This is a genomic window from Streptomyces sp. NPDC047072 (genome assembly GCF_040643855.1).
GTDB lineage: Bacteria > Actinomycetota > Actinomycetes > Streptomycetales > Streptomycetaceae > Streptomyces.
In genome coordinates, this window is sequence record NZ_JBEYVC010000060.1 from 13,353 (window position 1) to 27,449 (window position 14,097).

Below are 14,097 nucleotides of genomic sequence, written 5' to 3' on the forward strand. Positions count from 1 at the left end.
ACGATCTCCCGAGGATGGACATGTCCGACGCCCCCACCGCCACAGCCCAGGCCCCCACATGGCCCATGCCCCGCGCCGACGGCTGCCCCTTCGACCCACCCCCGGCACTTCGCGCACTCACCGCCGAGAAACCCCTGGCCAAGGTACGGATCTGGGACGGCAGCACGCCCTGGATCGTCACCGGGCACGCGGCCCAGCGGCAGCTGCTCGCGGACCCCCGGGTCAGCGTCGACGAGCGGCTGCCCGGGTTCCCGCACTGGCACGAGGGCATGGCGGCCGCCGTGCGGTACCGTCCGCGGTCCGTCTTCAACTCGGACGTGCCCGAGCACACCCACTACCGCCGGGTCATGACACCGCCCTTCACCTACCGGCGGGTCGAGGCCCTGCGCCCGGCCATCCAGAAGATCACCGACGATCTCCTCGACAAGATGCTCGCCGGACCCCAACCGGCCGACCTCGTCGAGGCGTTGGCGCTCCCCCTGCCCACGCTGATGATCAGCGAGCTGCTGGGCGTGCCGTACGAGGACCACGACTTCTTCCAGGAGAACGCGGCCCGCGGGATCGCCCACGACGTCTCCGCGGAGGAGACGATGCAGACGTTCGGCGCGCTCAACGCGTACCTGGTGCGGCTCGTCGAGAAGAAGGCCGCCGACCCGGCCGACGACGCGCTGTCCGACATCGCGGCCCGGGTCACCGCCGGTGACATCACCGTCGCCGAGGCCGCCATGATGGGCCTCGGCCTGCTCATCGCGGGACACGAGACCAGCGCCAACATGATCGGCCTTGCCGTCCCCGCCCTGCTGGAGAACCCCGAGCAGCTGGCCCTCCTGCGCGACACGGACGACCCGAAGGTGGTCGCGGGCGCGGTCGAGGAGCTGCTGCGCTACCTGGGGATCATCCACGGCGGCCAGCGGCGGATCGCCAAGGAGGACATCGAGATCGCCGGTGAGGTGATCCGGGCCGGCGAGGGCATCATCGTCGAGCTGTTCAGCGCCAACCGGGACGCCGACGTCTTCCCCGACCCGGACCGGCTGGACCTGGGCCGTCCCAACGCCCGTCACCACAACGCGTTCGGCTTCGGCATCCACCAGTGCATCGGCCAGCAACTGGCCCGGGTGGAGCTCCAGGTCGTCTACCCGACCCTCTTCCGCCGCGTCCCGACCCTGGCCCTCGCGACCCCGCTCGCCGGCATCGAGTTCAAGCACGACCGGCTCGCCTACGGCGTCTACACACTCCCGGTCACGTGGTGAGCGAGGGCAAGGTCGCCGTGGTGAGCGAGGGCAACGTCGCCGTGGTCACCGGCGGCGCGGGAGGCCTCGGGCGCGCGACCGTCGAGCGGCTCCTGGAGGAAGGGGCGCGGGTCGTCGTCGGTGACCTCGACCAGGACGCCGGAGAGTCGCTCGTCAAGGATCTCGGCGTCCGCTTCCGGCGGACCGACGTGGCCGTCACGGAGCAGGTAGAGGACCTCGTCGCCTACGCGGTGGGGGAGTTCGGCGGACTGCATCTCATGGTGAACAACGCCGGGATCTCCGGAGCCATGCACGCCCGCCTCCTCGACGAGGACTTCGCGGACTTCCAGCGGATCATCGCGGTCAACCTGCTCGGCGTGATGACCGGCACCAGGGCCGCGGCCCGGCACATGGCGGCGCACGGCGGCGGGGCGATCGTCAACGTCAGCTCCATCGGCGGGATCCAGGCCGGGCCGGGCGTGCTGTCGTACCGCGCCTCCAAGGCGGCGGTGATCCACTTCACCAAGTGCGCGGCGACGGACCTCGCCGAGTTCGGCATCCGCGTCAACTGCCTTGCCCCCGGCGGCATTCCGACCGGCCTGCTGGCCTCGGCGACCGAGGACGACGAGACGACCCGGCGCATCCGCGCCCACATGGCGGCCACCCAGCCGCTCCCCCGCCCCGGCACCGCCCGGGACGTCGCCGAGGCGGTCGCCTATCTGGGCGGTGAGCGCTCCGCGCACGTCACCGGGACCGTGCTGACGGTCGACGGCGGCACCACGGCCGGTGTGAAGCCGCTCCGGCCCGCAGCGACCCCGTAACACCCGTATGGATGGAGGACGACGATGTCCAGCCAGACCGACACGCTGTACCCGCCCGAAGGACTCGGCGCGCCGAAGGACCGGCACGGCCGCACGGGCAGCACCTTGAACCTCCCGCAGGGCACGGAGATCTTCTCCGCCGACAACCACATCTCGCTGGCGGAGGACATCTTCGTCGACCGGTTCCCCGAGCGGCTCAAGGACCAGGCGCCGCGCATCTGGTACGAGGACGGCGCCTACGAGTTGGGGATGGGCGGACAGTCGTTCCTGCCCAAGGAGTTCAGCAGCGTCCTCATGCAGTACGACCCGCTCACGGGATCCGGCTCCGACAACCTCGAAGGCCGGCTGGCGGAGCTCTCCTCGGACGGCATCGACAAGGAACTCGCCTTTCCCAACGCCCTGTTGGCGATGTTCTTCTACCCGGACCCGGAGGTGCGCGAGCTGACCTTCCGGATCTACAACGAGTACATCGCGGACCTCCAGGAGCGCTCCGGCGGCCGCTTCTACGGCGTCGGGCTCATCAACTGGTGGGACGGCAAGGGCGCCCGCCGGACCCTGGAGGAGCTGAAGGGCCTCGGGATCAGGACGTTCCTGATGCCGCTGTCGGCGGGCAACGACCTGGAAGGGCAGCCCATCGACTACGCGAGCATCAGGATGGCGCCCGTCTGGGAGGCCATCGAGGAGTCGGGGCTGCCGGTCTCGCACCACATCGGCGAGTCCACCCTGAAGGCGCCCTGCGAGACCAACGCGATCGCCGTCGGGATGATCGTCAACGTCTCGCCGTTCCGCGAGGTGTGGGCGAAGTACGTCTTCAGCGGCATCCTCGACCGCCATCCCGGCCTGCGCGTCGGCTGGTTCGAGGGCGGTGCCAACTGGGTGCCCTCCGCGCTCCAGGACGCCGAGCACATCCTCGCCTCCTACCGGCACATGCTGGACCGGCCGTTGGACCACGACATACGGCACTACTGGAACACCCACATGTACGCGTCCTTCATGGTCGACCCGCTCGGGCTCGAACTCCTCGGCCGCATCGGCGCGGACCGGGTCATGTGGTCCGCCGACTACCCGCACAACGAGAGCACCTTCGGCTACTCCGAGAAGTCGGTCGCGCTGGTCGCGGACGCCGTCGGGCCCGAGCAGGCGGCCCGGATCGTCAGCGGCAACATCAAGGAATACCTCGGCCTCTAGATGACCGACAGGGAGGCGGGTATGCCCGTCATCGACATCCCGGCCGAGCCCGACCTGGCACGGATGAGCCGTGAACGCGGCGCACGGTTGCGGGCGGCTATGACCGAGCAGGGCGTGGACGCCCTGGTCCTCCTCGGCAACAGCGCGGTGAGCTACTCGACCGGGGTGACCTGGCCGCTGGGCGACTCGGGGCTCGCCCATGTGGACCGCCCGGTCGCCGTGGTGATGGCGAACGACCCGAGGCCCCATCTGTTCATGCCGTTCCGCGAGGGCGCGTCCGAGCAGCGGCTCATACCCCCCGATCATCTGCATCCGCCGGTCTATCTCGAATTCGACGAAGGAGTACAGAAGTTCGCGGCCGTACTCGGCGAACTCACCTCCGCAGAAACCCGCGTGGCCGTCGACGAGCTGACCGGTGCCATGCGCCGCGCGGGCAAGTCCCTCTTCCCCGGCGGCACTCCGGCCGACGCCTCGATGGTCCTGGCCGCCGCCAAGCTGACCAAGACCCCGGACGAACTGGCCTGTATCCGCGCCGCGTTGCGGATCACCGAGCGGGCCATGGCCGGCATCGAGGGCTCGCTGGCGCCGGGCATGCGCCAGATCGACCTGTCGGCCGGCTTCGTACGGCAGGCCTACGAGCACGGCGCGGAGGCCAACGTCCTCGACCCGATCTGGCAGGTGATGCCCGCCTCCCGGGAGGCGGGCGTATGGACCACGCACGGCGACCTCGCCCTCCCGCTGCTGACGACCGAGCGGGAGCTGGCCAAGGGCGACGTGCTGTGGACCGACGTGAGCATCAGCTACGCCGGGTACTGCTCGGACTTCGGCCGGACCTGGATCGTCGGACAGGACCCGACCCCGCGCCAGCGGGCGCAGTTCCGCAGATGGCGGGAGATCCACTCCGCGGTGAAGGACGTCCTGCGGGCCGGTGCCACCGCCTCCGATCTCACCAGGGCCGCGATCGCCGCGAACGGCGGCGGCAAGCCCTGGCTCCCCCACTTCTACCTGGGCCACGGCATGGGCGTCGACCCGGCCGAGATGCCCTTCGTCGGCACCGATCTGGGCGAGGAGTTCGACGAGCGGCAGGTCCTTCGGGCCGGCATGGTGCTCGTCCTCGAACCCGTCGTCTGGGAGGACGGCACCGGCGGCTACCGCAGCGAGGAGGTCCTCGTGATCGAGGAAGAGGGCTGGACAGCCCTGACCGACTACCCCTACTCCCCCTATGACGACTGACGTCCTGCCGGACGACCGAGCTCTCCGCGTAGGGCGGCGGGAGCGCGCGCTGGCACACATGGAAGCCCACGACCTCGACGTCCTCGTGCTCGGGCGCGAGGCCAACGTCCGCTATGTCACCGGCACCCGGAGCCTGTGGACGGCGGGCACCCGCCCGTTCGCCCCGGCGGCCGTGGTGGTCCGCGCCACCGGCGCCATCCACGCCCTGATGACCTGGGACGAGGGCCTGCCCGACGACATCCCCCACGAGCACCTCTACGGCCTGACGTGGAACCCGATGAACTGGGTGACCGCGCTCCAGGGCATCGAGGGCACGGCCACGGCCCGCCGTGTGGGCACGGACACCATCTCCCCGCTGTTCGCCCGACTCCTGCCGATGGCCTGCCCGCAGGCGGACCTGGTCGACGGCGAACCGGCCATGCGGGCGGCCCGCCGGGTCAAGACACCCGAGGAGGTGACGGCCCTGCGCACCTCCCTCGCCGTGGCCGAGGCGAGTCTGGCCGCAGCGGTGGCGGAGTTGCGGCCGGGCGTCACCGAACAACACCTGGCGGGCGTCCTGTTGGAGGCCGCGGCGGCGGGTGGCGTGAGCACTCCGGCCACCCAGGAGGTCGCCTGGGTGACCTCCAAGGAGCACCCGTGGCGCAAGGTCGAGCGCGACGGCCGGGTCGAACCGGGCGACCTCGTCGCCCTCACCTCGGGCGTCGTCGCGGGCGGCTACATCGGCGAGGTCGCCCGCACCTGGCCGGCCGGCGGCGACACGGACGCCGCACGTTGGCTCTACGGGCGGTGGGAGCGGCTCTGGTCGCTGCTGTACGACGCCTGCCGCCCGGGTGCGCCGGCAAGTGACCTGCTCGCCGCGTACGCCACGGCCGGTGAACCGCTGCCCCCGATGCCGGTGGCCCGCGGTCTGGGCCTGGGCTTCGACCCGCCCGTGGTCTCCACGGGGCTGCCGGGCACCGCGGCCGAGGAGCGCCTCGAACCCGGGATGGCGCTGGCCGTCACCGGCTACGTCTGGCAGGAGGGCGTGGGAGCCGTCCTGGGCCGGGAGGCCGTACTGATCACCTCCGACGGGGCCGAACTGCTCACGTCGAGCCCTTTCTGGCAACCGTAAGGATCCCTCATGGCCGACAGCGCACGTCCTCCGGCGGAGGAGATCATCCGCTACGAGAAGGACCCGAAGACCCGCATCGCCACCCTCACCCTGGACCGGCCCGACGCCCTCAACGCCCCTACGGCGGCGGCCCGTTCGCGGTTCGCGGCGCTGCTGCACCGCGTCAACGTGGACGACGAGGTGAAGGTCCTGGTCATCCGGGGCGTCGGCGACGACCTCGGCTCGGGCGCGGACATCGCCGAGACGATGGAGATGCACGCGGCGCCGACCGCCGGACCGCTCCTCGCCGAGCAGGGCATCGGCGAGGACGAGGGCGTCCGGTATCCGCCCAGGGGCTCCTACCGGTACGGCGGGGTGCCCTCGCAGTGGTACGCGCGCCCGGAGGGCGGCTGCCGCAGCCTCCAGGACTTCAAGAAGATCTCCATCCTGGAGGTCAAGGGCTACTGCTACGGCTGGCACTTCTACCAGGCGGCCGACGCCGACCTGGTGATCTCCTCCGACGACGCCCTCTTCGGCCACCCCTCCTTCCGCTACATCGGCTGGGCCCCGCGCATGTGGACGTGGGCGCAGACGATGGGCCTCAGGAAGTTCCAGGAGATGGTCTTCACCGGACGGCCGTTCACCGCGCAGGAGATGTTCGCCTGCAACTTCCTCAACAGCGTCGTCCCCCGGGGCGAGTTGGAGGCGGAGGTCGAGAAGTACGCGCTGGCCTGCGCGCGCACCCGCCCCACCGACACGGTGTTCCTGCAGAAGGTCTTCTTCGAGATCTTCAAGCAGCACCAGGGCGAGTACATGGGCTCCCTGCTCACCGGTCTCTTCGAGTCGATCGGCGGTATCGCGCGCCCCGACGGCGACGACCTGATGCTCGACGAGGAGACGGTCGACGGCGGTATCGCCAACGCGGTCCGGGGCAACGACGACCGGTTCCCGCCGGAGTTCCGGCTGAGCAAGAAGGGACGGGAGTCATGACCCGGGCCCCGCTGGACGGCTGGGTCGTCGTGGACCTGTCCACGGGAATTCCGGGCGCGTACTGCACGAAGCTGCTGGCCGACGGTGGTGCCGAGGTCGTCAAAGTCGAGGCACCGGAGGGCGATCCGCTACGGCGGTGGTCGGCGTCCGGCGCCACACCACAGGCCAACCGCGACGGCGCCCTGTTCAGTTTTCTGGCCTGCTCCAAGAAGAGTGTCGTCGGTGGCCCCGAGGTGGTCGACACCCTCCTCACCTCGGCGGACGTGGCGGTGTGGTCGCCGGGCGCCCCCCTGTCCCCGCAGGAGATCCACCGCGCGCATCCGCACCTGGTCGTCACGTCGATCACGCCGTTCGGCCTGGAGGGCCCTTGGCGGGACCGTCCGGCCACCGAGTTCACGCTCCAGGCCTGGTCCGGCGGGATCGTCGGGCTGGGCCGCGGGGCTCCGGACCGGGCGCCGGTCCACGTCGGCGGGCAGCCCGGCGACTGGGTGTCCGGCGCCTACGCGGCCGCCGCGACCACGGCCGCCCGCCTCCGCGCACCCGGCACGGGAGACCTCGTCGACCTCTCCATGCTCGAAGTCCACGCACTGTCCCTCACCTATCACCCGGTCACCTTCTGGGAGATGCTGAACCGGCCGTGGCAGCGCACCCGTCGGCTGAACATGCCGGGAGTCTCCGCCGCCAAGGACGGGCTGGTCGCCCTCGGTTGTGCCACGGCCCAGCAGTTCTTCGACCTGTGCGCGATGGTCGGCCACCCGGAGTGGATCGACGAGGAGAACCCGTTCTCGATCATCGCGCGGGCCACCGAGGTGGCCCCGGTGATCCGGGAGTGGATCGCGGCCCGGACGGTCGCGGAGATCCGCGAACTCGCCACCGCGTTCCGCATCCCTAACTCCCCAGTCGCCAACGGCGCCAACGCCCCGGCCATGGACCACTTCGAGGCCCGCGGCACCTTCGTGCGCAACCCGCGCGACGGCTTCCTCCAGCCCGGACCGCCGTACCGCCTCTCCCCCGGCGCCCGACTCCGTCCACCGGAACCGGCTCCGCGCCTCGGCGAGCACGGCGGCAAAGGCCGTACCGAACGCCAACCGGCAGGCGAGGCAGTCGACTTCAGCGAGCTGCGGGTCCTGGACCTGACCGCCTTCTGGGCCGGCCCCTCCTGCACCCACGCCCTCGCGATGCTCGGCGCCGAGGTGATCCACCTGGAGTCCCCCGCACGCCCGGACGGGACCCGGCTGATCGCGGGCGTACCGCCGAGCGTGGACCAGTGGTGGGAGCGGTCGCCGATCTTCGCGGGGCTCAACACCGGCAAGAAGAGCCTGACGCTGGACATCCGGACCGAGCGCGGCCGCGAGGTGCTGCGCGAGCTGATCGCGACCTGTGACGTGGTCGTCGAGAACTTCACCCCGCGCGTACTGGACCAACTCGGCCTGGACTACGAGGCGGTACGGGCGATCCGCCCCGATGTCGTCATGGTCCGCATGCCCGGCTTCGGCCTCGACGGGCCCTGGCGGGACAACGCGGCCTTCGCCTTCGTCATCGAGGACGCCGCCGGACTGACCTGGCTCACCGGCCACCCCGACCAGCACCCGGTGGAGCCGTACTCGATCGGCGACCCCAACGCGGGCGTCCACGCCCTGGTCGGCCTGCTGCTGGCCCTGGAGCACCGGCGCCGGACCGGCGAGGGAACGCTCGTGGAGGCGGCGATGGTCGACGCGGCACTGAATGTCGCCGCCGAGCAGGTCATCGAGTACTCGGCCCACGGCACGCTGCTGGAGCGGGCCGGGAACCGGGGGCCGGGCGCGGCCCCGCAGAACCTCTATCGCACCGCCGACATCGACGAGTTCGGCGAGCGGGACTCCTGGATCGCGCTCGCCGTGGCGACGGACGCCCAGTGGAACGCGCTGCGCGATGCACTGGGGCAACCCGACTGGGCGGCCGACCCGGAACTCGCCACCGCCGAGGGACGGCACCGGCACCACGACACCCTCGACGAACACCTCGCCACCTGGTGCGGTGAGCGCGGCGCTGACGAGATCATCGAGCTGCTGTGGCCCGTCGGCGTCCCGGTGGGCAAGGTGCTCCAGCCGCACCGGCAAAGGGAGTTGGAGCAGCTGCGCTTCCGCGGCTTCTTCGAGGAGGTCGACCATCCGGTCAACGGCCCTGCCCACTACAGCACGTTGCCCGTACGACTGTCCCGGGGCCCGGAACGGCGTCATGTGCGCCCGGCTCCCTTGCTCGGCGAGCACAACCACGAGCTGCTCACCCAACTGGGGCTGACGGAACGGGAGATCACCCAGCTGGAGGCAGACGGCGTCATCGGCCGCGAACCGACCAGGTGAACACGAGAGAAGGGAACCGACCGTGATGACACCCCGGATCGGGATGATGCTCGCGAGCACCGTCGACAGCACCAGTGTGGTCGTCGTCCGCTGGTCGGCCGGCGACCAGGACGTCACGTGCGGCGGCTCGCCGATGGTCGATTCCGCCCAGGCCGATCCCGTGCCCCAGGGGCCGCTCGATCCGCGTCACGCGGAGGGGACGCTGCTCGGCAAGCGCTACGCCTCCGAGGACGGCACCGTCGAGTTGCTGTGCACCAGGCCCGGCAAGGGGACCTTGGCGGTGGGCGGCGTACCGCTGGTCGTGAGGACCGCGAAGCCGCTGCCGGCGTCGGACTGACCCACGACGCCCGTTCGAACGCCCGGGGATCCCGCACCCACTTGCGGGATCCTCGGGTTCACGCCTTCGTGGCCACGGCCGCCGACGGCGCCGCGGCTCCGGAGCGCGCTCCCGAGCGGATGAGCAGTGCCAGGACGAATCCGGCGGCGGAGCAGGCCCCGACCAGGGTGAATCCCTGGGAGAACGCGTCAGCGGTGCTGAACGGCGTCCGGGGCACGAGGTGGTGGCTGAGGAACACGGTGGCCAGCGAGGTGCCAACGGTGGCGAAGACGGTCCGCACGACGACGTTCAGGCCGGTGGCCGTACTGGTGTGCTCCTCGGGGGTGTCCTCGACGATCAGGACTGGGATCGCCGCGAGCACGAACGAGGTCGCCACGGCGAGGAACGCCACCGAGACGAGCAGTCCCCCGACACCGTCGTGGAACAGCGCCAGCGCGACCGCGCTGACCAGCCCGAGGACACCGCCGACGCACAGCGGCACCCGGCCGCCCGCCCGCGCGGCCAGCAGGCCGGCGACCGGGGACAGCAGCAGTCCGAGGCCCGCCATGCCGAACAGCACCCACTGCGCGTCGGCCGCGCTCAGCCCGAGTCCGACGGGTGCGATCTCGGGGGTCCGCATGAGCGTCGGCAGCAGCAGGCCGGTGGCGCCGACGACGCCGGTCGCGAGCACGGCGGTCGCCAGGGTCGCGAGGAGCGTCCTGCGTCCGGTGAGCAGCCGTACGTCGGTCAGGGGCTGCTCGGCCCGCCGTTCCCACGCGGCCCACACCGCCAGTAGCACGGTCCCGCCGACGAGCGCGCCGACGGTCCGGCCGTCCGACCAGGACCGGGTGATGCTGCCCTGCACGCCGAACAGCAGCAGGGAGATCGCCGCGACGAGCACCACGGCCCCGGGCCAGTTGACGCGCCGGGCGCCGACGTTCGCGGGCGAGCGGGGCAGCAGCAGCGCGCCGAGGGCGGCGAGCAGGACGGCGGCGCCGGAGACGGCCGGAATGGCGCGCCAGTCGCCGGAGTCGACCAGCGCCTGGCCGACGACACCGCCGGTCGCCCCGCCGAGCGTGGTGGCGCCCGCGATCACCGCGAGGGCGACGGGCACCTGGCGTTCTGGGAGGTTCTCCCGGGCCAGGCCGAAGCAGAGCGGCAGGACACCGCCCGCCACGCCCGCGATCGCCTGCCCGGCGATGATGCCGTCCAGCGTGCCGGTGGCGAAGCCGACGGCCGAGCCTGCCGTGGCGACCAGCAGCAGGGCGACGAGGGTTCCGCGCCGGCCGTGGCGGTCGCCCAGCCTGCCGCCGATCACCGCGCTGGAGGCGGCGACCAGGATGAAGGCGTTGACCGCCCATCCGGCGTGGTCGAGCGTCGTACGGAAGTGGACGATGAAGAACGGGAGCGCCCCGACCAGGGCCGTGGCCGCGAGGCCGGCGGCGGCGCTCGCGAGGGCCAGGAGGCCTGTGAGGAAGGGGAGTTGGCGGGTGTCACGGGTGTCCGGAGGTGCCGGCATCTCTGTCTCTCCGATCGACGAAGGGGAATCGTCTCGGAGCGTGACAGCCCGTCAGATCGCCCTACAAAGCCGTGTCCCGCTCAGTGGCGGCACCGTCCGGCGCGCCGTGCGCCAGCCACAGGACGAGGTGCCAGTCCTGGTCGTTGGCGAGCGGGTCGGCGGTGTGGGCGGCCCGGCCGTCGACCGTCGACGGCATGACGAAGGCGCAGGTCGCGGAGCCGTCCTCGCGGAAGTTGGCGAGGTTGGCGCGCAGGACTGTCTCGGCGAGACGGTCGGTGGCGGCCGTGCGCAGGGCGGCCGGCAGCCGCCTGAGGGTGACCGCGGTCAGGGCGCTCCAGTAGTGCGGGAACACGTCGCCCCACAGCCGGTCGGCGCCGAACCAGAAGCCGTCCCAGTGCCGGATCGCGATGCCGTGCAGCCGGGCGTGCGGCTGCGGTCCGCCGAACGCCAGCAGCCAGGGCAGCCGTTCGGCGACGGCGTCGAGGAAGACGGCGTCGCCCGTGAGGCGGTGGGCATCGGCGAGGAGGTCGATCAGCGGCGCCACGATGGACTGCTCGTAGTTGACCTCGTGGGCGGGCAGCCGTCGCCCCATCCTGACGAACTGCTCGGCACTGTCGACGAGTTGACCGCGCAGGGCGTCGGCACGCCCGCTCTGTCCGGTGGCGTCCAGGCTGCCGCACACGGCGAGGGTAGTCGGGGAGAGACCGATGGACAGGTGCCCCGAGCCCCCGAGTTCGAAGCTGCGCTCGAGGACGCGGGCGGCGAGGTCGAGGTCGTCCCCGGTGCCGTGGGCGCGGTGCCGGTCGTGGAAGAAGCGGGCGAGCCAGGGGGTGTCGTAGAGCCGCGTCTGCCCGTCCTGGGAGCCGCGGCGCGGGGCGCACGTCTCGTCGAGGAGGTGGTGGCGGGCGAACCGCGACCAGCCGTCGAGGAGCGGCTCGGTCAGCTCGGGGTCGGCGAGGCCGTGGGCCGTGGCGGCCTGGAGCAGCAGCGGCATGGCGATCCGCTCGGCGCCGTCCGTCCAGTCGGGCCAGCCGTTGGTCGACTGGGTGAGCCCGGTCCGGGTGTCCACCGGCACGAAGGCGTGGGCGAGCAGACCGGGCCGTTCGACGGCCCGCTGATGGCGTGCGACGTAGGCGGCCCGGCGCCGTACGACCTCCTCCAGCGGCAGATGGAACAGGACCTCGGTGCGGGCCCCGGCGCCGATGTCCAAATGACGGCCGCCGTGCCGGGAGCCGTGCACCCGGAACCGCCCGTCCGCCACGCGCTCCACCTTGACGTCCGGGTCGGGGCTGCTCACCTCGGCCGCCGCCACGACGAGGGGCTCGCCGATCTCGGCCGCGTAGCCGGAGAACACCGCCGGTGGCCTGGTCGCGGTGAGGAAGTCGTCGACCGAGGCGTACCAGCCCAGCTCCCACTCCACGCTCGTCGACTCGCCGGGCGCGAGACGCAACACCGGCTGGCCGCCGAAGGCCTCCGGGTTGCGGGCATGGTCGGTCACCGACAGGACGAGGTGGCCGCGGACATGGGAGTTGGAGCGCAGGTTCCGCGACTCCACGGAGTACGCCCGTACGGCGCCCTCCCGGACGATCAGTCCGAGGCTGCGGCCCTCCCCCGACATGGGCTGCGCGAGCACCCACGCCCAGGTGCCGCCGGTGAACAGATGCGCGTGGACCGCGTGGTCCAGGGAGTGCTCGGCGCTGTCGTACAGGTCGGCGAAGGGGATCTGGATGCCGAGCCCGGTGACGGCGAGCGGCTCCTCGCCGTGGTTGGTGACGGTGTACCGCTCGCTCAGCACGTCGTCGCGCACGGCGCGGCGGACGGTCAGCCGCACGCCGTCGAGCAGCGGGTGCAGGGTCTCGACCGCGCCCTCCGTCACCGACAGCCGGGCGGGGGTGTGCCAGCGGGCCCCGCCGCGGTCGGTGACGAGATGCCCGGACCCCCACTGGTGCTCCACCGAGTGCCACGGGGTGACGTCGGTGTCCAGCAGCCAACGGCGGGCCGGGGAACGGTCGTCGGTGAACCGGACGGGGGCGCCGGTCACCGGGTCGAGAGCGGCACGCCCGTCACCGAAGACGAGGACACCGGGTACAGGAAGATCCACAGGCAGCACGCTAGGCACCCCGACCGCGCCCCGGGAAGCCTTTCCCGACCATGGAAACTTTCGTACGCCACTGACCCGGCCCCGAAGCCAAACGGCTGCTGCCCGGGACTTCGGCCACCGCAAGGCGGAGTCGATCGTCGACGGGCTCACCGAGGTCATGCCGGGCAGGCCCACCAAGTTCCACCACCGCCACCCGGCCGACAACGTGCGCGACCCCTACGACCGCACGACGGTCGACCCGGGGCGGCTGTCCTCCCTGGCGACAGCCGTGCGGGCCGCCGAGGCGATGGACCGCACGCGGGACGCCGTACGCGAGGCCAGGGCAAGGACGGCTGACGGGACCGTGCCGCAGGGTTGTCCGGCGGGAATCCGGCTACCCGTCCGCACACCGGCCGGCCGGAGCCCGCCTCCCGCAGCGGACGTACCGCAGGCCCCGGCCTTCGTCCTCGCGGCTTCTTCGAGCCGGGGCGAACTCCCGCGCGCCCCGGGCCACGAGGACGGTCCCGCGCGAGGCCTTGCGTCGCCACAGGACGCGAGCCCTCGCGCACGGCGGCCGTCGCCCGACGCCGACTCCGGGGCGGCGGCCGCCTCTCCACTCTCCCAGCCGGGGGCGGGCCCCGCCCGTCCGCGCACAACGGCTCCGGCAGGCCCTCACCGCGCCTCCACGCTCAGCCGTCGGCCAGCGCCAGGCGCGCGGTGACGCGCTTGCCGACGGGTTCCCGCCGCGCCTCGAAGTCCTGGACGACCGCCAGGACGATCTCCAGGCCGTGCTGCCCCACCCGTCCGGCGTCGGCGGCGTGCGCCAGCGGAAGCGTCGGATCGCTGTCCCACACCGCTATCTCCAGCACACCGCCGGTGACGCGCAGGTTCAGCAGGACCGGGCCGGGCGCGTACTTCAGCGCGTTGGTGACCAGCTCGCTCACCACCAGCTGTCCCAGGTCCATGGCGCGGGCCGACACCGGCAGCCCGTGCTCGCCGCGCACCCGGGTCAGGAACCGCGACACCCGGCTGCGGGCGTCGGCGATACAGCCGTCGGCCCCGTCCAGGGCCACGGTCATCTCGACAGGTGCGGCTTCCGGCATCCGGGAACACTCCTCGGGCAGAACCGGCATCCTGCCGACCATCTCCAGTACCCCGTTCATGGGCGCGCGGCTACCCCGTGTTCCGCGTCTTACTCCTGTGCCGCGTCTTACGCGTGCCACCGGCGAAGGATCGCGTCACTCGTGTATTGCTCTCGCCCTTCCGGGGCAACGGTGGCAACAGAGACG

The 14,097-nt window shown here is 72.0% G+C and carries 11 protein-coding genes; 8 read left to right on the forward strand and 3 right to left on the reverse strand.

Annotated features, from left to right (window positions below; genetic code table 11):
* The first annotated feature begins 20 nt into the window (after positions 1-20).
* Genes ABZ896_RS24675 through ABZ896_RS24710 form a run of 8 tightly spaced genes read left to right on the forward strand, consistent with a single transcriptional unit; the run spans position 21 to position 9,230 of the window.
* Entirely contained in the window at positions 21-1,250 is a 1,230-nt protein-coding gene (locus ABZ896_RS24675; RefSeq protein ID WP_360932961.1) for a cytochrome P450, read from the forward strand.
* A complete protein-coding gene (locus tag ABZ896_RS24680; protein WP_360932964.1) occupies positions 1,247-2,050 on the forward strand; it encodes a glucose 1-dehydrogenase in 804 nt (267 codons plus the stop codon). The genes ABZ896_RS24675 and ABZ896_RS24680 overlap by 4 nt, the downstream gene beginning before the upstream one ends.
* Before the next feature lie 24 nt (positions 2,051-2,074).
* A complete protein-coding gene (locus tag ABZ896_RS24685) occupies positions 2,075-3,238 on the forward strand; it encodes an amidohydrolase family protein (protein ID WP_360932967.1) in 1,164 nt (387 codons plus the stop codon).
* A 21-nt stretch (positions 3,239-3,259) separates the two neighbouring features.
* Positions 3,260-4,471, forward strand: coding sequence for a Xaa-Pro peptidase family protein (locus tag ABZ896_RS24690; RefSeq protein ID WP_360932970.1), 1,212 nt, complete (start codon positions 3,260-3,262; stop codon positions 4,469-4,471).
* On the forward strand, positions 4,461-5,582 hold the full coding sequence (locus ABZ896_RS24695; protein ID WP_360932973.1) for a M24 family metallopeptidase: 1,122 nt from the start codon (positions 4,461-4,463) through the stop codon (positions 5,580-5,582). The genes ABZ896_RS24690 and ABZ896_RS24695 overlap by 11 nt, the downstream gene beginning before the upstream one ends.
* 9 nt (positions 5,583-5,591) lie before the next feature.
* The gene (locus ABZ896_RS24700; protein WP_360932976.1) at positions 5,592-6,551 is read left to right on the forward strand and encodes an enoyl-CoA hydratase/isomerase family protein; all 960 of its coding nucleotides are present in this window, start codon (positions 5,592-5,594) and stop codon (positions 6,549-6,551) included.
* The gene (locus ABZ896_RS24705; protein ID WP_360932979.1) at positions 6,548-8,893 is read left to right on the forward strand and encodes a CoA transferase; all 2,346 of its coding nucleotides are present in this window, start codon (positions 6,548-6,550) and stop codon (positions 8,891-8,893) included. Before ABZ896_RS24700 ends, ABZ896_RS24705 begins: the two co-directional genes overlap by 4 nt.
* A gap of 25 nt (positions 8,894-8,918) precedes the next feature.
* Entirely contained in the window at positions 8,919-9,230 is a 312-nt protein-coding gene (locus tag ABZ896_RS24710) for a hypothetical protein (RefSeq protein WP_360932982.1), read from the forward strand.
* 58 nt (positions 9,231-9,288) lie between these two features.
* Here the strand turns inward: ABZ896_RS24710 and ABZ896_RS24715 are convergent, their stop codons facing one another.
* From ABZ896_RS24715 to ABZ896_RS24725, 3 genes are all read right to left on the reverse strand, one after another.
* On the reverse strand, positions 9,289-10,728 hold the full coding sequence (locus ABZ896_RS24715) for an MFS transporter (protein ID WP_360932985.1): 1,440 nt from the start codon (positions 10,726-10,728) through the stop codon (positions 9,289-9,291).
* A 61-nt stretch (positions 10,729-10,789) separates the two neighbouring features.
* A complete protein-coding gene (locus ABZ896_RS24720) occupies positions 10,790-12,829 on the reverse strand; it encodes a hypothetical protein (RefSeq protein ID WP_360933046.1) in 2,040 nt (679 codons plus the stop codon).
* Positions 12,830-13,497: 668 nt separating this feature from the next.
* Positions 13,498-13,971: an ATP-binding protein gene (locus ABZ896_RS24725; RefSeq protein ID WP_360932988.1), complete on the reverse strand. Its 474-nt coding sequence runs from the start codon at positions 13,969-13,971 to the stop codon at positions 13,498-13,500.
* Positions 13,972-14,097: the final 126 nt, after the last annotated feature.

What these genes read in the sequence shown, in the direction of transcription:
- ABZ896_RS24675 (WP_360932961.1), top strand. Translation starts at nt 21, where the DNA reads ATGTCCGACGCCCCCACCGCCACAGCCCAGGCCCCCACATGGCCCATG.
- ABZ896_RS24685 (WP_360932967.1), top strand. Translation starts at nt 2,075, where the DNA reads ATGTCCAGCCAGACCGACACGCTGTACCCGCCCGAAGGACTCGGCGCG.
- ABZ896_RS24690 (WP_360932970.1), top strand. Translation starts at nt 3,260, where the DNA reads ATGCCCGTCATCGACATCCCGGCCGAGCCCGACCTGGCACGGATGAGC.
- ABZ896_RS24695 (WP_360932973.1), top strand. Translation starts at nt 4,461, where the DNA reads ATGACGACTGACGTCCTGCCGGACGACCGAGCTCTCCGCGTAGGGCGG.
- ABZ896_RS24700 (WP_360932976.1), top strand. Translation starts at nt 5,592, where the DNA reads ATGGCCGACAGCGCACGTCCTCCGGCGGAGGAGATCATCCGCTACGAG.
- ABZ896_RS24705 (WP_360932979.1), top strand. Translation starts at nt 6,548, where the DNA reads ATGACCCGGGCCCCGCTGGACGGCTGGGTCGTCGTGGACCTGTCCACG.
- ABZ896_RS24710 (WP_360932982.1), top strand. Translation starts at nt 8,919, where the DNA reads ATGACACCCCGGATCGGGATGATGCTCGCGAGCACCGTCGACAGCACC.
- ABZ896_RS24715 (WP_360932985.1), bottom strand. Translation starts at nt 10,728, where the DNA reads ATGCCGGCACCTCCGGACACCCGTGACACCCGCCAACTCCCCTTCCTC.
- ABZ896_RS24725 (WP_360932988.1), bottom strand. Translation starts at nt 13,971, where the DNA reads ATGAACGGGGTACTGGAGATGGTCGGCAGGATGCCGGTTCTGCCCGAG.